Here is an 18,290-nt window from a genome sequence, read left to right as displayed (position 1 = left end):
CTAAAGAAGCACATGCATTGTTACATCGTTCCAGCTGGCATGAGATAATCCGCGCGGGCGATGGCCCCCAACCTATTGGTGACAATCCGGCTGAGGTTGAAAACCGTGATGCAGCCTATCAAATGTCCTGAAGAAGCCCACGCCTAATCCACCTTGAGCCCGCCCGATGCGTTCGCGACGTTAAGCTAAAATCACTCTTTGTCCACTTTCAGCCGAAGCGAAAGATAGTTTTAAGTCGAAACTTCCGAAGAGGTCGTGATAACGCAACGGTCTGTCAGGGTAGATTCCTACTTCCGCGGTGTGGGGGTCAGCGGTTCACCTCTCATCAAGAGCAAAAAATGAACCTGTTACCCGTCTCAACGGCAGCGAATCTCCTAAGTCAAGCGTACTTTCGCCCGTCTCGAACGCTGAACCGGCGAGCCGCCTTAGCTCGACTGGGCGGCCGTGCTGAGCTTGCGACTTCCTTCAAGCAAATGACGCTGCAAAATTGCACTTGCAGCGTCGATATTCCGATCTCTGCAAGCCTTTAGCAGAGCACGGTGCTCCTCCTGCGATTGCTGCTCATAGTCCAAGCTGGATAGCAATACACGTACGTAGCGGTCGGCTGCATCATGGTGGGTAGCGATAAGGCCGATGAGCCGCTCATTTTGGCAGGCGCCGTAAAGTGTCATGTGGAACTGCTTATTCAGCGTCCCCCAACGTCCCACATCCTTCTCAGCGTCGATCTGGGCGAGAAATGTTGCCGCCCTGTCCAAATCGGCTGTCGTCAGCCCTACATATGATAGGCGCAAGGCTTCCGTCTCCAGTAGCGAGCGAATGGAATAGATCTCCGCAATCTCCTTGGCATCTATTCTTGCCACGAAGGCCCCCTTTGTCGGGTGAATGGTTACGAGGCCCTCGCTTTCCAGAAGCCTCAAGGCATCACGCACAGGCATGCGGCTGAACCCAAATCGTGCGGCCAGCTCGTCTTGTCGGAGCGCGACGCCACTGCGAAGCTCTCCACCGGAAATCGCTTCCCTGAGAACCCTTGCGATACGATCCGCCACGGTCTCCGGCCGGATGGTTTCAACATTTATTGCGACGAAATCGTTCATGGCCAACCTTCTCCGAGACAGCAATCATCTTGATCATGCCAAGCAACCTCGTATACGAGTATACCGCTCAGGAGATTTTTGCCATGCCCTTATCAACAGGCGTCGTTCCTTATTTCAGTCAGTGGGAAACACCGGAGATGACATTGCCCGTGCTTGCCGAAGGATCTGCGGCGCTGCTGCGCGATCCGCTCTGGCGGCAATCGGGTGCCGAGACGATCGAGGAATACGCGCGCTGGGCGGTCAATGTCTGCGGCATGGCCTGCCTGAAGATGATCCTGGCAGCGCGCGGCGACCTGCTTCCGACGCTTGCTCTCGCCCGTGCCTGCACCGCCTATGGCGGCTATGTCGTCAACGAGCTGGATGCTTCGATCAAGGGACTGATCTATGCGCCCTTCGTGACCTATGTGGGCGAGCGCTTCGGGCTCTCGGCAGAAACGATGACGGGTGTCGCAACAGAGAGCATCCCCGGTCTGCTCGCTGAACGCCCGTTCTTCATCGCCTCGGTCAATAGCGGCATATGCTGGCCGGAACGCATGCCGCCCTCAAAAGGCGGGCATCTCATTCTGGTGACGGCAGCCTCGGCTGATACGGTCCGTTTCCACAATCCATCCGGTCATGATGCTGCGAGCCAGGCGGATGTGCTGCTACCGCTTGCCATATTCGACCGCTTCTTTGCCAATCGCGGCATCGCGATCGGCTTCTGACATCTATTTAGACTATTTAGACACCAGATTATTTTGGGGGTTTTCATGACATCTTCCCGCGGCAAGCTGCGCATCGCCGTTCTCTTCGGCGGCCGCTCGGCCGAACACGACGTCTCCGTCATGTCGGCGACGAATGCCGTGGGGGCACTGGAGCCCTCGAAATATGAGGCGGTGCCGATCTTCGTGACGCGGGAAGGCGAGTGGCTGCTCAGCCATTTCGAAAATGGCGTGCTCGCCAGGCCGGCAAACGGCACCGAAATCGCATTGGTGCCCGGCGGACGTGGGCGGATGATCGCCATCGACGGCGGCAGGATGAGCGATGCCGGGAAGATCGATATTCTGTTCCCGGTTCTGCATGGTATTTTCGGTGAGGATGGTTCCGTGCAGGGACTGGCGGAGGTGGCCCGCGTGCCACTGGTTGGCTGCGGCATCCTGGGTTCAGCGACAGCGCTTGACAAGGATATCGCCAAGCAGCTGCTGCGGGCGGCGGGGTTACCGGTGGCGCGTGCTGTTACCGTGCATGCGGATCGGGTGCCGTCCTTCGACACGCTTGAGATCGCGTTGGGTTTGCCGCTGTTCGTTAAGCCGGCGCGTCAGGGGTCTTCGGTCGGCGTGCGCAAGGTTTCCGGCAACCAGGAATTTGCGCCAGCGCTCGCGGAGGGCTTCAAGCATGACCGCAAGCTGCTTGCCGAGGAATTCATCCGCGGCCGCGAGATCGAGTGCAGCGTGCTCGAGGACGCCAAGGGTGGCCTGTTCGTCTCTCGCCCGGGTGAGATCATCCCGGCCGAAAGCCATGGCTTCTATAGCTACGATGCGAAATATATCGATGACGATGGCGCGGCGCTGACGGTTCCGGCAGAGCTTCCGCCAGAGGTTGAGACGAAGATCCGCGAGACGGCAGCACTCGCCTTCCGCGCGCTCGGTTGCGACGGTATGGCGCGCGTCGATTTCTTCCTGACCGAGGACATGGCTTTTTTGGTCAACGAGGTGAACACCATTCCGGGGTTCACCGATATCAGCATGTATGCGAAGGCGATGGCGGCAAGCGGCGTCAGCTATCCTGAGGTAATCGACCGGCTCGTTGAACACGGTTTTGCGCGCGCCGGCCTCTGAGCCGCAAAATGCCTCTTCCCGGTGTAGTAGACATGCACCGGGAAGAAAAACGCCGCAGCTTCGTCTGCTCTTGTGACAAGAACTGGAATAAGCCGGATTAATTGCCGTTGCATGCCTGCGTCTGCTGTGTTTCTTGCGTTTTTGGCGGGTATGTATTACATAACTAATTGAAAATTGGTGGTGATAACGATGTCTAGCGTTGCGATTAAGGTACTGTCGACGGTGAACGCCCCTTACGGGACGAACCTTTCGGCTGAGCAACTCGCTTCGAAGATTTCGGATTTTGCGAGCGTTGAGAATTTCGATGCTTCGGCATTCTCATTCTATTCCGAAGTGAAAGCCGAGCTCCAGCACCAGTTTCTGGATGAGATGGAAATCGACCACGGTACAGCATCCGAGATTGCCCAGAAATTCTCGCAGCTAGCTGGATATCCCCTCGCCCTAGCCGCCTGAGGGTTGTCCTGATGAGCCAATGGGAAAGCCTTTTCGACCAGGCTGCGTCAATTATCAATCAGGCGAACTCTTCTTTTAAACTCCTCGATAGCTGGACTTTCGGGGGTGGCACCGCCCTTATGCTCCAGATAAACCATCGTGAAAGCTTCGATATCGACATTTTCGTCGATGATCCGCAGGTCCTCCCATATCTGAACCCGACAACACAGGGCTATACCCTGCAGGTGAACCCAGATGAATATGTTTCGGACGGGACGCATGCGTTGAAAATCGTGTTCGCGGGCATCGGTGAAATTGACTTCATTTGTGCTCCAAGTCTGACCAACGATCCAACATCCCGCGTCGCAGTACGTGGAATCCAAGTTGACCTTGAGACCCCGGGCGAAATCATCGCGAAGAAGGTTCACTATCGAGGATCCTCTCTTCAGCCACGTGACATGTTCGATATCGCGTGCATCGCCAAGGCATGCGGCGATGGATACGTTCTCGAAGCTCTCTTGCCATTCAAAAACAGGGCCGCCGCTGCATTGGCAGTCGCCGAGAGAATGGATGCAGGCCTCGCTAGCACAGTTATGGGGAAGCTTCAGTATAGAGAAGGATATGCGGGTATTTCGAAAACTGCTCAAGCGACGACAATCTCGCTTTTGAAAGCGGTGTGCGATCACAAGCCATCGGTATCCGCAGCGCCTTCCTCTACATCTCCGCGCTGATTTCTACGCAACTCGGCGACCTTAGCTATACCGCCGTTCGGTCGATCATTCTTTCGGTGCGCATCATTCCGATTAGCCAGCAAAACCAAGTTAGGGCGGCGCCAGCGAGTGTGAGTGAATTGCGTCGCAAATGCTTAGCCAATCCACGACGCGTGGACGACGGTTCGAATCCGTTCAAGAGCTGTAATTGCGACCTCATCGTTAGTTTGACAAACTTTGCCATCAGCGAGTATGTTGAGGCATTAAGGAGACTCGAATGGCGACGATGAATGTGTCCCTGCCAGACCCCATGAAAGATTGGGTTGAAGCACAGGCCAAGACTGGTCGATACTCGAACGCGAGCGATTATGTCCGGGACCTGATCCGCAGAGACCAAGCGCGTCCGGATAAGATTGCCGAGATGCAGCGATTTGTCGACGACGGGATCAGAAGCGGAGTTGGGAGCCGTTCAACGGAAGAGTTGTTTGCTTTAGCCACGTCTCGAGCTGACATCAGCCGCGGACGCGCTTAATGCCATTTAGCCTATCTGTCCAAGCGGAAGAGGATATTATTTCCATTGCAGAAGAAGGCATCCGCATCTTCGGAGCACTAGTCGCCAGACAATATCACGATGAGCTTTTTGCCTTGCTCGAACTCATCGCCACCAACCCAAGAATGGCACGCGAACGCCATGAGATTTCTCCTCCTGTCAGGATCCATCCTTTCAAGGCTCACCTTGTCGTGTACCGCGTCATTGAAGACGGGAGCGTATTCGTCATCCGCATACGTCACGGCCATGAAGATTGGGCGGGAGATTCTTTCTAACCAACCACTTCGCCGAATTTATAACATAGTGGTCGTAAGTGCGAATCTCATCAAGAGCTAGACTAAGCAAGACGTTATCGCATGAGTTGCCGTAGCAGCATTTGAAGCCGACATTTCTTTTCGACCGCGTCGCGTTGTTAAGCGGTTATAGAGCTGTCGTTCCCACGGTCGAAACGTACGCGCATCAACGCCAAAGGTCGACAGTCTTGACCGTTCAGGAAGACTTCATACCCTGACGGCAGCTTCTTGAAGTTGATTTCCATCCATTCTCCCGGCTCTACATTACCCAGATAAACTACATTCCGCGAGGCGATCATCCCGGTATGCATCTCTCCTGCTTGGAACAATCCCCGGTCAGCTAAAGCGCTGTAGCTCGGGAAATAGAGAAGTCTGGCGGCATTGAAGTCCGTCGCCGGGCACGGCAGGACCATCTGTGTTTGTGACATCCCGGAGAGTTTAAAATTGTTGTTGCGAATGTCTCGCGTGGCGGCCGAGGCCATCTCGGCAACGCGACGAACCGCGAGGGGCGCCTCGGGCGGCATCGCTAGCGCTCGCGGGCTCCGCCGGACGACAGATCGGTTGATCCCCGGTTCGGAACGTCCCACAAAGGTCGAGACCAAAATCATGCGGCCTACAATATCGCCGCCAGCGGTGACGCGGATAAGTGACGCCAGACGCCCGTGGCCGACGCGGTAGAGATCCGCAGCCAGTGTCATCTCCCCGCCCAGATGGGGAAGATGAGGTCTTACGAGCTGCAAGCTGGTCGCACAAAAAGCCGCATAAAGTGGTGCGCCCTCTGAGCAAGTGAAAACAGCATCCCGCTGTCCCATGGCGCGCGCGATGAGCCGCCAGTGCAAATCACCGGCGCGTCGCTTGAGCCATTGCTCCGAAATGCCGCTGTAGCCCATTTCCGCCATTCCTAGCACGTGGCGTTCGATTAGCTCCGACCCCTCGTGCCTGGCGAGCTGAACAGTGCTCATGCAGCCAGCCTGTTCTTTTGGAGTGCTACTATTTGTTCGGCGAGATACCGGCTGTCCTCGTCGATGCCAAGAAATCGGCCCGAGCCCCATGTGTTCAGCCAGCCAAGACCAATAAAATACAGACCAGGTGCATCGGTTACACCGCGACGGAACACCGGCTTGCCTCGCTGATCCAGGCAGTCGACCTTCAGCCACGAATAATCCGGGCGGAAACCGATCGCCCAAATGATCGACGTTATGCCTGCCTCCGCCAGATCAACTTCGGTGATTTCTTGAGCGGGACGCCAAACCTTTTCAAATGGGGGCTCCTCTGGAGCATTAATTGCGTGCGTGGCGATCCAGGCATCGATCTGCTTGCGAATACCCATATAGCTCCGATCAGCGTCATCAAGGTTCTTCTCGAGGTCGGGCAGGAACATCATCGTTGTGCCGGAGCCACCCGCGACCGATCCGTATAGCCGAACGCCCTCCAGGGCGTATTTGCGCAGATCGATCTCCTTCCCACCGTCTCGGCCAGACATGTAATGGTTCGTCTGGGTGAGCGCTTTTACAGGATCTGGATGGCTATCGATCGTGACGGCATACGTTCCTGCATCGTAAAGCCAGTCGGTTGCGTCGCGCCCGCGGTATTTGCGCGGGCTGCGCGGAGCGGGCCCTACCGCCAGGTGCACTGGACGACCTTCCAGATGAAAGTCGTCCATGATCTGCACGCCAGATTGCCCTGTGCCGACAATCAAGGTTCCGCCATCTGGTAGTTGCGAGGGACGCCTGTAATCGCGCGAGTGCATCTGTAGGATAGTGGCGTCCAGATCTGCCGCGTAGGACGGCACGATAGGGTTGTCGTAGCCACCCGTGGCAACCACAACCTGGTCTGCAGTCAAGTTGCCAGAGCTGGTCTCGATCCAGTATCCACCACTGTCGCGAGGCGAGACATGCATGACGTCCACCCCCTCGCGCAGCGGCGGATTGAAGCTTTCGGCAAAACCGTCCAGGTAATCGACGATTTCCTCTTTCAGCATGAAGCCGTCCGGATCCGTGCCTTTGTAGGGCCAGCCTGGCAACCGGCACTGCCAGTTTGGCGTGACCAGACAGAAGCTGTCCCAGCGATTGTTGCGCCAACTCTCGAACCGTTGACGGCGCTCAAGAACGGCATGCTCGACCCCTTCCTGCATGAGATACCAACTGACAGAAAGACCAGCCTGGCCGCCTCCGATGATGAGAACTGGAACGTGCGGTACAGTATCGTCGATCATAACAAACCCTTTCATGACATCGAGAGGCAGGTGACCTTGGCGTCAGCCGGCTGAGCGGCAGCTGTCGTTTCGATCTTTGCCAGTTGGTCGAGTGCGGATGAGCAGGCGAAGCCGAATTTCGCCGCGACGCGGTCTGATGCCTCGTTCAGCCCGGTGCGGGCACGTTCGACAAATTCAGTCAGCGGATAGGTGCATCCGGCTTCGAGATGGTGCGTTATGGCGGTCGAGGGCGAGTAGCAGCTCTCCTCCGTCCCATCAGGCCATCGGATTGTAAAGCGTACTTCAGGCATGGGATATCTCCTTTGCAAGCGCGATATAGGGGGCTGCCGCGTAGTCCCAGAACGTTGCCCTGGCGCCACCGCTCGTCAGATCGATCCGGGAGCTGTCCGTTGCGTGACCGATGGCAGCTGCGCTGATGTCCCGAGCACCAAATACTGAGCAGACCTCGTTTGCACGTTCCCGCCGAACTGAAAGGAGGAAGCCAAAACTCGGAAATGTGCGCAGCCAGCGGTCGACTGCAACACCCCGCGGAAGCGAAATGTCAGCAAGCTCGATGTCAAACCCGCAGCGGGAGGATTCAGCTAACATAAGCGCGGTGCCGACAATGCCGCCCTGGCTGATGTCTTTTCCGGCATCCACCAGACCAGCCTCGGCGAGCTCCGGCAGGATCTCGTAGTCGCTACGCAGTCGTTCATGAGGTGCATCAAGGGCCGCGCACCAGTTGTCGAAGCTCGGCCGGTAATGCCCGCGATGATCGACAGCTGCGATAAGCACATCTCCAGGGGCGGCCGCAAAGCTGGAAATCAGCCTCTTTGCACGTCCCGTGACGGAAACGGCAAGATTGAGATCTTTGCTGCGGAGGTTGGTATGCCCGCCGACGATCGGCACGCCGTAGGCCATCGCTGCGTCGCGAAGGCCGGCAAGCAGGGGCTCGGCGGATGCTGTATCCGGAGCCCACACGGTGTCGAGCAGTGCGGTCGGGCGTCCTCCCATCGCTGCGATGTCCGAAAGGTTCACCATTACACCGCACCAGCCGGCAAACCACGGATCGTCTTGCACGAACTGCGGCATAAAACCTTCGCCCGCCAGCAGATCCCAGGTGCCGTCCATGGCTCGGATTGCTGCGGCATCGTCGCCGGGCATTCCTGGTGCTCCAGCAGACAATGAGAGCGCCCGCGTCGTGCCTGCTATGTCAAGTTTGCTGCGAATAGACGGGTGAGCTGCGAGTGCTGCCGCCAATGCATGGACATCCATCACGACCTCCGTGCTCTAGTCGACCAGCCGGTGGCCGGGTCACATGTCGGGGGATAATGGTCGAGTGAAGCCAGCATGTGCATGTGCCGCACGCCATGCAGGTCGATCTCTCCTTGCGGCTCCCAATGCAGCCGGCGAAAAAGAGGTACGTTCTGAAGCTGGACATGGGCGTGAAATTCTAGGCATCCGATGCCGTTGGCGGTGCTTACCGCAAGCCTGATCAGCTCCGCACCCAGCCGACCAACTCTACGGTATGCAGGGGCGACCGCGAGCCGCGATCCCCACCAGATGCCGGGCGCGGGTTTGTGGATGCGGACCGTTCCCACGACCTCCGCAGGCTCGGCCGCCAACGTGGCGATTGCCGCAAGGGGGATGGCACGAGCGTCGATTTCGTCGTGGTCGCTGCCGACGAAGATGCGCTGTTCCTCTACAAACACCTGGTGTCGGAGACGAGATACCCCTTGAAGTTCCCAGGTTTCGGTTGCTGCCCGGATGATGAATTCAGGGCAGATGAAGGTGGAGTGATCCATGAGGCTCATGCCGGGATCCTCAGTTTCTCGTAAGTTGAGAGCGCCGAGCACGCACCGCATTTTCCGCAACCGGCCTTGATATCCGAGGCCTTAAGTCCGCCGTCGATGATGATCTGCGACAGGGGAGCCAGGATGGAGGCCATGAAATCGGATTTCGGTGCGGGGTGACTTTCTAGCGGTGTGCCTGAGATAGGCACGAACGGGACGACAAATGGGTAGACGCCCATTGCGACCAATCGCGTGGACATATCCAGGATGGCTTCGCGCGTATCGCCCAGACCGGCGAGGATGTAGGTCGAGACCTGACCCCGCCCAAACACTCTGACTGCGGCCTCAAAGCTGGAAAAGTATTTTTCAAGCGGAACGCTTGCCTTGCCCGGCATGATCCGATCGCGGACTTCAGGTGTCACCGCTTCAAGGTGCATCCCCAATGCGTCTGCACCCGCGTTCTTCATTCGCTCATGCCAGACATCGTCTTCCGGAGGCTCGCATTGCACCTGAATCGGCAGGTCGACGACGGCCTTAACCGCGCGCGCACTCTCTGCCAAAACGGCAGCACCGCGGTCCTTGCCCGCAGGTGTGCCAGTCGTCATCACCATGTGCTTGACGCCGTCGAGTTCGACGGCAGCCTTTGCGACCTCTGCCAGTTGCGCGGGAGTTTTGTGCGCGACAGTCCGGCCGGCGGCAAGGCTTTGGCCGATCGAACAGAACTGACAGGTCTTCTTGCGGCTTTCATAACGAATGCAGGTCTGCAGAATGGTCGTGGCAAGTACGTCGCGCGAATGAAGAACTGCGATCTTGTTGTACGGAATGCCGTCTGCCGTGATCAGATCGTAAAAACGCGGCCGATTGGGAAATCGAATTCGGGCGACTTCTGATCCTTCCCTGGTGATGCGCGCGCGGCCCTCGGCATCGGGCGCTTCCACGAGATAGGGACTGTCGAATGCGGGTGCGGTATGTACCGGCACCATCACGGTTGTGTCTCCGAAATTGACCGCCTTATGGTCGGAAGGACCTGCGCCACCGCGCCTGCTCTCGTGGCCGGCACGCGGATCGACGAGACGCATTCCTCGTGTCTGGAGGTCGTTGATGAGTTCCGGATCTATCGATGGCAGCTCACGCATCCTGAACCTCCTCAAATAGCTTGTCTTGCTCCGCATCGGGAAAATCGCCTGAAAGGCCGACCTGCTCGCGTGCGCGTGCGGGCGTCGTGTCATGGACAAGGTGCAGCAGTTCAGGCCGAGCATAGTGTCCGACCGAATCCATCATTCGCTTGCGCTTGGTAATGAGCCGCATGTCCAGATCGCCGATCAGGATGCCTTCGCCCGAGATCAGCGGCGGTACGACATGGCGTCCTTCCGGCGTGATGATGCAGGTCATGCAGCCATCGCGCAGCCCCTTTTGCAAGGCGGGGTCCGGATGAATAGATGCGATCTGCTCCTCGCTCAGCCAGCCGGTGGCATTGACCACGAAACAGCCCGATTCCAACGCGTGGTGGCGCATGGTGACTTCGATTTGCTCGCCGAATATCGGGCCGACCAGTGAGCCCGGGAAATGAGAGGCGTGAATTTCCTCATGCTGGGCCATCAAAGTATAGCGGGCCAGAGGATTGTAATGCTCCCAGCATGCAAGGGCACCCACGCGACCGACGGCAGTGTCGACAACCTTCAGGCCGGCGCCATCGCCTTGGCCCCAGATCATCCGTTCGTGATAGGTCGGCGTGATCTTGCGACGCTTGAGTTTCAGGCTGCCATCCGCGTCGAAGATCAGCTGAGTGTTATAGAGCGAGCCGTGGTCGCGCTCATTGACGCCAAGGACGATAACCGCACTGCGTTTGCGCGCGGCGTCCGCGACGGCCCGTGTTTCTGCTGATGGTACCGTGACTGCTTCCTCATAAAGCCGAAGATGCTCAGGGCCTTGCTGGACAGGTGGCAGAACGAAGCTGAAATAGGGATACCAGGGCACGAAGGTCTCGGGAAATACGATCAGCTCGGCGCCTTTGTCAGCAGCTTCGGCGATTGCATTGAGGACCCGCTCGACGGTGCCGGCGCGTGACGTCAGGTCGGGCGCGATCTGGACTGCTGCGGCACGTACTGTTTTGGGCATGACTGGCTCCTTTGAATAACCTGGAACGGCGCACCCCGTTCGCTGCCGAACGGGGTGTTGAGGTCAAATCAGACGGTCCATGTGTCGATGATCAGGGCGTTGGCCTTTTTGTGCAGAAGCACGCAGTCCAGGACGTCCTGAGGCAGGATCGGGATGATGCCTGGGATCAGAGCCGGTTCGCCGTGCCCATAAAGGGCCTGCAGAGCGAAACGACACGCATAGACCTTTCCGCCTTCCTTCATGAAGCGCTCAAGGTTCTTGTTGAAGTTCAGATGGCCCGGGAACGCTTCATCCCCGAGCTTGGGGAAACCTCGCTGGATCCCCAGTGTGACGCCCGGCCCGTAAAGAAGGATCGAAGTCTCATAGCCTTTCCGCTGCAGGCGGATGGCATTGAGAATGTTCACAAGCCCGATGGAGCCTTCGAACGCCATCGTGTGGAAGGTTACGAGCGCCTTCTCACCAGGGTCGGCCTTAACGTCCTCGAAAACCTTGGACTCGTAGTCGACAAAGAAGTCACCATCCTTGTGCGGCGGCTGCGTTACTTCAGGCATGTCTGCATCTCCTTATGCGGGGTTGATGCAGAAACGATACGAACGAAATTGTATGAATCAATAGTCAGTTCATTATGCATACAATAATTCTTTGATGAAACGTAATTCTGCACATTGGACATACATTATGCTCAAATAATAGCTGGAAAATCAGCCTTTATGCTCAATTAATCGTCAAGGATTTGTCGTCAAATCAACACTTGAATCCGCGTCGTGTTATCCATACAATATGAAACAATCGATATTTGAGGTATGGTGAAATGTTGAAGTGGCTCCCTGAACTTCGTCCTGACGGCAAGCCTCGTTATCTTCAGATTGCGGACGCGATCGAACTGGCGATAAAACGAGGCGATATCGCCGCTGGTGATCGATTGCCGCCACAACGCAGGCTCGCCGAGCGTCTCAAGATTGACTTTACGACAGTCAGCCGCGCCTACGCCGAGGCGCATTCCAGACGTCTCGTGGAGAGCCACGTCGGAAGAGGTACCTTTGCACTCGGCCGCCCGAAAGAGGAGCATCGTATCGATCCGCGCCGCGCAGGCGATGAGGATCTGTCGATGAACATGCCTCCCGAGCCGCAGGACCCGGATCTCGTGGCAAGAATGCAGGAAGGGCTGCAGACTGTTTCAGCAAACCTTATTTCCCTTCTCCGCTACCAGTCGACGACCGGCGGAGAGCAGGATAAGGCCGCGGCATCTTCATGGCTGTCAAAAAGGGGAATGGTGCCAAGTCTCGAGCGGATCGCGATCACCCCGGGAGCGCACGCGACGATGACAGCGCTTCTTTCGACGATGACCAGACCGGGCGATGTCATCCTGTGCGAGGCGGTGACGTATCCCGGTTTGCGGGCGATCGCAGCCCGTATGGGATTGCAACTCGTCGGAATTGCGATGGACGCTTCCGGCGTTCTGCCCGATGCGCTTGACGCGGCTATCCATTTACATCAACCGAAAGCGTTGTATCTCAATCCTACGGTCCATAATCCAACGACGCTGACCATCCCGCGCGAGCGGCGCATGGAGATCGCCGAGGTTATCCTTCGGCATAGACTGCCTTTGATAGAGGATGATGCATACGGCTTCATTCCCGCAACGGCGCCCGTACCTTTTGCTACGCTTGCTCCCGACCTCACCTGGCATATCGGGGGGCTGGCCAAATGCCTGGGCGCAGGCCTGCGCCTCGCTTATACAGTTTCCCCTAACTCCAGAGCCGCCTATTCCCTTGCCCAGGCAATGCGAGCCAGCGCCGTCATGCCTTCGCCAATTTGCATGGCGCTGGCGACACGGTGGATCGAGGATGGGACAGCCGACGCGATCCGCCGGTTTGTCCGGGCGGAAAGCGCTGTTCGTCACGAGATAGCGGTTGATACTCTTTCGGGCTTGGACATCAAAGGTGAGCCGGAGGCCTTCAACATTTGGCTGAAGCTGCCAACGGGGGCGAGCAGGGCGGAACTGATGGGGCGCATGGCAGGGCGCCATATTGGCTTGATGCCGTCGGACGCATTTACCGTTCTCGGCACACCTGACGAGCATGTCCGGGTATGCCTCGGCGGCGTCATCAATCGCGAACAACTGCGCGCAGGGCTGCTTTTTATGGCGAATTCGCTTTCCGGCTCCGGCTGGATGGGCTGACGGTGCACGTCAGCCTCCTTCAATATGAAACAATTGGTGGAAAATGTTCGTTTCGGTCTCAATTGTCATATGGTCACGTCCCAAAACTGTAGCGATGGCGTTCGGCCGCCGAACGTGTGATGCCGGGAGTCTTGCAACGTCTTCCGCTTCCAAGCCGTTCGACCACGCACGGCACCGGCTTGCCCGCGTGGCTGTTGCGAGGTGCCAGATGCGTGGCCTGGTTGACAACCGAGATTAGGTCGCCAGGTTTCTCGGATCGGCCGAGACCCGATCATAGAAATTTCTGGATCACCGCGGATCCCAAGAAAACTCCATCCGACATCCTCCCGGTTCGTAGATCATGAAGTGGATTTTTGGCCCGGTGCCTGAAGCTTCTGGACTAAATTCAATACGAACATCGGGCCACTCTCTGGTCTTGTCGTAGAGCAGATGAAGGTCCTCGAGGGTCCGCACTTTCAGTGCAAGATGATGAAGCCCGACATTTTGGTGACGGTCGAAACCTTGGCTGTGAGATTGATCTTTGATCTGCCAAAGTGTCAACTTGAGGTGGCCGTCTGTAACGAATGCCGCTGGATAGTCGGGCTTTTCGCCGAATAACCTCCAGCCGAGGCAGTTCGTGAAGAAAGCGAGGGAAGCGCTCAAGTTCATAACGGTTAGCCCGATGTGATCTACGCCGGTTGTTATGCTTACCGTTGGACTGACATCGCCCATCTAAAATCTCCTTTTGCTGGCAGCGTTATCATGAGTACTTAGAACCTGGGCTTCGGACCGGGTGGGTTTAGCTTCCCAGTGTGGTGGTCTGGACGCTTCGGCACGGCCTCGGGTCATCGTTTGGGCCCTCGGCCCATTGATCAGTAATCCGGATAGCATCTGGATTTATAGAAGCTTTCTCTCCTAATTTAGCTGTTCGAAGAGCACCATGACCATATCGGCGACTATCGAAGCGCTTAAGCGCGATGCGGTTCGTCAGATCATGGAGCGATGCTATCCGGTTGGATACAATCCGCAGCGACGCGGGGTCAGTCGCCATTTACCTTCCCATGTCTACTCTTTGCCACCAAAACCATCGCCCACCGCGCCTGGTGGTCTCTGAGTGGCGGATGCCCAGGCGCTGATGAGGTCTGCCGAAATATACCAGCGCGCGGCCGCACGCTTTGCCAGCACTAGTCTGGCCACTTCAACGCCGCCGCCGTCGGTTCGCGACCAGAAACGTCCGTCGGAAAAAATTCGCAACGCCTCAAAAAAATCGTTGACACCCAAAATCGCGTAGCTACTGTACCAATCAGTAAAGAGTTGACCAATAAGTACACAAAGACGATTTGCAAAGGAAAATCAACATGTCACGTCCTCCTCTCCCCCCTTTCACCCGCGAAACTGCTATCGAAAAGGTCCGTTTGGCTGAAGACGGCTGGAACAGCCGTGACGCCGCCAAGGTTGCTTTGGCCTACACGCTGGACACACGCTGGCGGAACCGCGTTGAATTCGCCACCAACCGCGAAGAAGCCCAGGCATTTCTGACACGCAAGTGGAACAAGGAGCATGAATACCGCCTTATCAAGGAGCTCTGGGCTTTCACCGGCAACCGCATCGCTGTACGCTACGCCTACGAATATCGCGATGATAATAGTCAATGGTTCCGTGCCTATGGTAACGAGAACTGGGAATTCGCAGAGGACGGCTTGATGGCGCACCGGCACGCATGCATCAACGAAATGCCGATTGCTGAAGGCGATCGCTTGTTCCATTGGCCGCTCGGCCGTCGTCCGGACGACCACGCCAGCCTCAGTGATCTGGGCCTCTGATCATGGCCCGCATGGTCGCTGAAAGATCCGACGCCGTCGCCTCCCTGGCCGAAGTTTTTCGCGAGCATGGATACGAAGGAGCGAGCCTTGCCTTGATCGGCAAGGCCACCGGTCTTGGCAAGGGCAGCCTCTACCACTTCTTCCCGAATGGGAAGGAGGAAATGGTCCAGGCTGTGCTCGTCGAAATCGAGCAATGGTTTGAAAATTCCGTCTATTCTCCCCTGCGAGACGGAGACGATGCCGATGCCGCGATCACGGCGATGCTCGATGAAACCGCGAAGTACTTCAGGTCGGGCAGGCGCGTCTGTCTCGTCGGCGCTTTGGCTGTTACCAACACCCGAGACCTATTCGCCCAAGCCATCCGAGGTTACTTCGTCGCCTGGGTGGACGCTCTGCAGGCAGCGCTCGTCCGGCAGGGCCGCGACGCTGAGCGGGCGCGCATCCTCTCGGAAGACGCCGTTCTCTCTATCCAGGGCGCGATCGTCCTCTCCCGGGCGCTCGACGATCCCGCCGTCTTCCAGCGCGCAATCGATCAACTCCATGCTCGATTGGCAGCCGATGGAAAGACGCTCGTCGATAATGCCTCGGATAGCGGGTCGCTTTGATCTCTCGCTGCTTCCTGACCTGAGGCATTGCATCTGCGGGCTCGCCGCCTTGGCGAGCCGGCGGGCTGCGTAGGTAGTGCATTTCGCGAATTCATCGTCGTCGCGATAACCCAGTTGGTTTTTCCGGCGACGTAATTTGCCGCAACGGGGCCGCTCGGCGGCCGATATCTGAAGAGATCTCACATGAAGACTTTCATACTGGCCGCCGCCATAGGCGCGCTTGCCGCCAGTTCTGTGCTTGCCCACGACACCGAACAGGAGACCGGCCTCAGAGCGAGGCTTGCGGTCAAAATCGCTGAGATGGCCGTCGCGGCGTGTGCGGTAGACGGTTACAATGTGTCGGCGGCGGTGACAGATCGATCTGGAGCCCTGCTCGCCCTGATACGCTATGAGAAAGCCGATCCACGCACGATCAACGCGTCTGCGCAGAAGGCACTCATCTCGGCATCGTTGCACAGCCCCACAAGCGCGATGGTCGAGAACCTCATCGGCAGCGCGCATGAGGCAGCGTTCACAGATATTTCAGGCTACTTTGTCTCCGGGGGCGTTCCTATCAAAGCCGGCGAGGAGACGATTGGCGCACTTGGCGTTGCGGGCGCGCCGAATGGCGGCTTGGACGAAGATTGCGCCTACGTCGCAATCGAGGAAGTCAAAAGCGTCCTCAAGTGAGCCCCCCACAAAAATGTGTTTCTTGAAGCCGCGTCTAAGGCTCGGTGGTTTTGGAGATTGGCCATGACTGGCGCTGAACTGCTCGTTAGGGCCCTTGAGAATGAGGGCGTAGAAAAAATTTTTGGCATCCCCGGGGAGGAAAATCTTTTCGTGGTCGAAGCCCTGCGGAAATCCTCGATCCAGTTGGTCGTCACTCGTCATGAGCAAGCGGCGGCCTTTATGGCGGCAACCTATGGCCGGCTGACAGGGAAGCCGGGTGTCTGTATTACGACGCTCGGGCCAGGCGCGTTGAACTTATCCACCGGCGCGGCGTACGCCCTTCTTGGTGGGATGACGTTGATCCTCATTACGGGGCAAAAAGGCGTCATGTCTTCCCGGCAGGCACGTTTTCAGGTCATCGACGTCGTCGCTAGTATGAAGCCGCTGACAAAGCTCACGCGTCAGATCATCTCGCCCAGGATGGTTCCAACCCTGGTTCGTGAGGCCTTTCGGGTGGCGCAGGAAGAGCGCCCCGGTCCAGTTCATCTCGAATTGCCCGAGGATATCGCCGCGGCAGATGGCGGAGAGATCATCATGGTTCCTCCACACGCTCTCGATCTTCCAGTTGCGAGCGGCGAGGCGATAGATCGGGCCGCGGCAATGATCGGCGCTGCAGAACGGCCCTTGATCATGCTCGGTGCGGCAGCCTCGCGTCCGCGATCGACGGCTGATCTTGCAAATTTTGTGATCCGCACAGGGATACCATATTTTACGACACAGATGGGCAAGGGAACCGTTCCCGGCGGTATGGAGCTTTATCTGGGCACCGCCGCTCTTTCCGAACGGGACTACGTCCACGAGGCCATCGAACGGGCTGATCTCATCATCACGATCGGGCACGACACGATCGAGAAGCCTTCCTTCATCATGAACGTCCACGGAGCCAAGGTCGTTCATGTCGGCTACCAGCCTGCCACTGTCGAGCAGGTCTATTTCCCGCAGGCTGAGGTGATCGGGGATATCGGCCCCACCCTCAAGCTCCTGGCGGACCGCCTCGAAGGCAAGCTTCCGAACGCAAAAGCGCTGATCTATCTCAGGCAAGGGATCCTCGCACGCATTGCCGATCGAGAGCTTGAAGCTCGCTTCACTCCGCAACGGATAGTCCACGATGTTCGCGCCGTTATGCCAGCCGATGGGATCCTTGCGCTCGACAACGGCATGTACAAGATCTGGTTCGCTCGCAATTACCGGACCCATGTCGCGAATACGCTGCTTCTCGACAATGCCCTGGCGACGATGGGGGCAGGTTTACCTTCCGCAATGATGGCCTCCATGCTTTACCCGACCCGGCGCGTCATGGCTATCTGTGGGGATGGCGGCTTCATGATGAACAGTCAAGAGCTCGAGACTGCGGTGCGTCTGCGGCTCAACCTTGTCATCCTCCTGATCAAGGACAATGCATACGGTATGATCCGCTGGAAGCAGGCGATCGACAGGCTCACCGACTTCGGGATGAGCTTCGGCAACCCCGATTTTGTGAAATACGCCGAGGCCTATGGTGCAAAGGGCACACGCGTCGAGCGCATCGAAGATCTGGAAACGACCTTGGATAATGCGTTCAGGGGCGGCGGCGTACATCTTGTCGAAGTCCCAATCGACTACTCCGAGAACGAGCGCGTGCTGATCCGAGAGTTAGCGCAGAGGCTGCCGGTGGTATGAGATGGTCTGTGATCCTATCGATCCCGCTCGGTAACGACGCGAGCATTGCTGCAAACTGGTAGCAAGATCGTCGCAGTGTTTCTGGTTGCGATAGCCGCGGTCGGCCCTCATCGCGTTCTTCGTGATGACGGGTGCTCTGTTTGGACCTGGGCCTGCCGCATCATCGATATACCCACGACTGTAAGCGTCGAAAGGGTGCCGTATGTTGCACCTGAAGTTGGCCCCTTCATTTGGAACGTCTCTGGTCTCTCGCTTCTGTGAGCTGTATGAGGAACTCTGGATGAACCGGAGGAGGCATGATCTCCTGCCGACTAAATGACTATCTCCTATATT

Annotated in this window: 21 protein-coding genes; 11 read left to right on the top strand and 10 right to left on the bottom strand. The window is 57.5% G+C overall.

Features of this window, described 5'->3' with window-relative positions; all coding sequences use genetic code 11:
* Positions 1–425 precede the first annotated feature (425 nt).
* Entirely contained in the window at positions 426–1,094 is a 669-nt protein-coding gene (locus tag AC5SEO_RS25730; RefSeq protein ID WP_025591213.1) for a GntR family transcriptional regulator, read from the bottom strand.
* An 83-nt stretch (positions 1,095–1,177) separates the two neighbouring features.
* Between AC5SEO_RS25730 and AC5SEO_RS25725 the strand changes: the two genes are divergently transcribed.
* The 6 genes from AC5SEO_RS25725 to AC5SEO_RS25700 all read left to right on the top strand — a co-directional run bounded on the left by AC5SEO_RS25725 (position 1,178) and on the right by AC5SEO_RS25700 (position 4,878).
* Positions 1,178–1,798, top strand: coding sequence for a C39 family peptidase (locus tag AC5SEO_RS25725; protein WP_421415388.1), 621 nt, complete (start codon positions 1,178–1,180; stop codon positions 1,796–1,798).
* Between the two features lie 45 nt (positions 1,799–1,843).
* Positions 1,844–2,911, top strand: coding sequence for a D-alanine--D-alanine ligase family protein (locus AC5SEO_RS25720; protein ID WP_025591217.1), 1,068 nt, complete (start codon positions 1,844–1,846; stop codon positions 2,909–2,911).
* A gap of 189 nt (positions 2,912–3,100) precedes the next feature.
* Positions 3,101–3,364, top strand: coding sequence for a hypothetical protein (locus AC5SEO_RS25715; protein WP_013637284.1), 264 nt, complete (start codon positions 3,101–3,103; stop codon positions 3,362–3,364).
* Positions 3,365–3,375: 11 nt separating this feature from the next.
* Entirely contained in the window at positions 3,376–4,074 is a 699-nt protein-coding gene (locus AC5SEO_RS25710) for a nucleotidyl transferase AbiEii/AbiGii toxin family protein (RefSeq protein ID WP_112402162.1), read from the top strand.
* 256 nt (positions 4,075–4,330) lie between these two features.
* A complete protein-coding gene (locus AC5SEO_RS25705; RefSeq protein ID WP_112157611.1) occupies positions 4,331–4,585 on the top strand; it encodes a type II toxin-antitoxin system ParD family antitoxin in 255 nt (84 codons plus the stop codon).
* Entirely contained in the window at positions 4,585–4,878 is a 294-nt protein-coding gene (locus tag AC5SEO_RS25700) for a type II toxin-antitoxin system RelE/ParE family toxin (protein WP_080670353.1), read from the top strand. The genes AC5SEO_RS25705 and AC5SEO_RS25700 overlap by 1 nt, the downstream gene beginning before the upstream one ends.
* Positions 4,879–5,015: 137 nt before the next feature.
* Here the strand turns inward: AC5SEO_RS25700 and AC5SEO_RS25695 are convergent, their stop codons facing one another.
* The 8 genes from AC5SEO_RS25695 to AC5SEO_RS25660 form a co-directional block, all read right to left on the bottom strand.
* On the bottom strand, positions 5,016–5,858 hold the full coding sequence (locus AC5SEO_RS25695) for a Pnap_2097 family protein (RefSeq protein WP_236736271.1): 843 nt from the start codon (positions 5,856–5,858) through the stop codon (positions 5,016–5,018).
* The gene (locus AC5SEO_RS25690) at positions 5,855–7,111 is read right to left on the bottom strand and encodes an MSMEG_0569 family flavin-dependent oxidoreductase (RefSeq protein ID WP_112158219.1); all 1,257 of its coding nucleotides are present in this window, start codon (positions 7,109–7,111) and stop codon (positions 5,855–5,857) included. The genes AC5SEO_RS25695 and AC5SEO_RS25690 overlap by 4 nt, the downstream gene beginning before the upstream one ends.
* An 11-nt stretch (positions 7,112–7,122) precedes the next feature.
* Positions 7,123–7,401: an MSMEG_0570 family nitrogen starvation response protein gene (locus AC5SEO_RS25685; protein ID WP_013637307.1), complete on the bottom strand. Its 279-nt coding sequence runs from the start codon at positions 7,399–7,401 to the stop codon at positions 7,123–7,125.
* Positions 7,394–8,365: a sll0787 family AIR synthase-like protein gene (locus AC5SEO_RS25680; protein WP_112158221.1), complete on the bottom strand. Its 972-nt coding sequence runs from the start codon at positions 8,363–8,365 to the stop codon at positions 7,394–7,396. Before AC5SEO_RS25680 ends, AC5SEO_RS25685 begins: the two co-directional genes overlap by 8 nt.
* A complete protein-coding gene (locus AC5SEO_RS25675) occupies positions 8,365–8,904 on the bottom strand; it encodes an MSMEG_0567/Sll0786 family nitrogen starvation N-acetyltransferase (RefSeq protein WP_035201069.1) in 540 nt (179 codons plus the stop codon). The genes AC5SEO_RS25680 and AC5SEO_RS25675 overlap by 1 nt, the downstream gene beginning before the upstream one ends.
* Positions 8,901–10,019, bottom strand: coding sequence for an MSMEG_0568 family radical SAM protein (locus AC5SEO_RS25670; RefSeq protein ID WP_080802472.1), 1,119 nt, complete (start codon positions 10,017–10,019; stop codon positions 8,901–8,903). Before AC5SEO_RS25670 ends, AC5SEO_RS25675 begins: the two co-directional genes overlap by 4 nt.
* Positions 10,012–11,001: a Nit6803 family nitrilase gene (locus AC5SEO_RS25665; protein ID WP_112158223.1), complete on the bottom strand. Its 990-nt coding sequence runs from the start codon at positions 10,999–11,001 to the stop codon at positions 10,012–10,014. Before AC5SEO_RS25665 ends, AC5SEO_RS25670 begins: the two co-directional genes overlap by 8 nt.
* A 68-nt stretch (positions 11,002–11,069) precedes the next feature.
* On the bottom strand, positions 11,070–11,552 hold the full coding sequence (locus AC5SEO_RS25660) for an MSMEG_0572/Sll0783 family nitrogen starvation response protein (protein ID WP_035201066.1): 483 nt from the start codon (positions 11,550–11,552) through the stop codon (positions 11,070–11,072).
* A gap of 260 nt (positions 11,553–11,812) precedes the next feature.
* Between AC5SEO_RS25660 and AC5SEO_RS25655 the strand changes: the two genes are divergently transcribed.
* On the top strand, positions 11,813–13,183 hold the full coding sequence (locus AC5SEO_RS25655; protein ID WP_003519066.1) for an aminotransferase-like domain-containing protein: 1,371 nt from the start codon (positions 11,813–11,815) through the stop codon (positions 13,181–13,183).
* 288 nt (positions 13,184–13,471) lie between these two features.
* On the opposite strand, the gene AC5SEO_RS25650 is transcribed toward AC5SEO_RS25655, so the two are convergent.
* Complete coding sequence (locus tag AC5SEO_RS25650; RefSeq protein ID WP_112401933.1) at positions 13,472–13,894, bottom strand: VOC family protein; 423 nt, start codon at positions 13,892–13,894, stop codon at positions 13,472–13,474.
* Between the two features lie 626 nt (positions 13,895–14,520).
* Between AC5SEO_RS25650 and AC5SEO_RS25645 the strand changes: the two genes are divergently transcribed.
* From AC5SEO_RS25645 to AC5SEO_RS25630, 4 genes are all read left to right on the top strand, one after another.
* Positions 14,521–14,985, top strand: a complete 465-nt coding sequence (locus AC5SEO_RS25645; RefSeq protein ID WP_112401934.1) for a nuclear transport factor 2 family protein — start codon at positions 14,521–14,523, stop codon at positions 14,983–14,985.
* Positions 14,986–14,987: 2 nt separating this feature from the next.
* On the top strand, positions 14,988–15,590 hold the full coding sequence (locus AC5SEO_RS25640) for a TetR/AcrR family transcriptional regulator (RefSeq protein WP_112361291.1): 603 nt from the start codon (positions 14,988–14,990) through the stop codon (positions 15,588–15,590).
* 183 nt (positions 15,591–15,773) lie between these two features.
* Complete coding sequence (locus tag AC5SEO_RS25635) at positions 15,774–16,259, top strand: GlcG/HbpS family heme-binding protein (RefSeq protein ID WP_035201059.1); 486 nt, start codon at positions 15,774–15,776, stop codon at positions 16,257–16,259.
* Between the two features lie 63 nt (positions 16,260–16,322).
* Positions 16,323–17,957 carry an acetolactate synthase large subunit gene (locus AC5SEO_RS25630; protein WP_112401935.1) on the top strand — a complete coding sequence of 545 codons (1,635 nt, stop codon included), beginning with the start codon at positions 16,323–16,325 and terminating at the stop codon, positions 17,955–17,957.
* The last annotated feature ends 333 nt before the right edge of the window (positions 17,958–18,290 follow it).

The organism is Agrobacterium sp. K11 (assembly GCF_059429395.1).
Note: the sequence above shows the minus strand (reverse complement) of the source record. Positions and strands in the feature narration are given on the sequence as shown.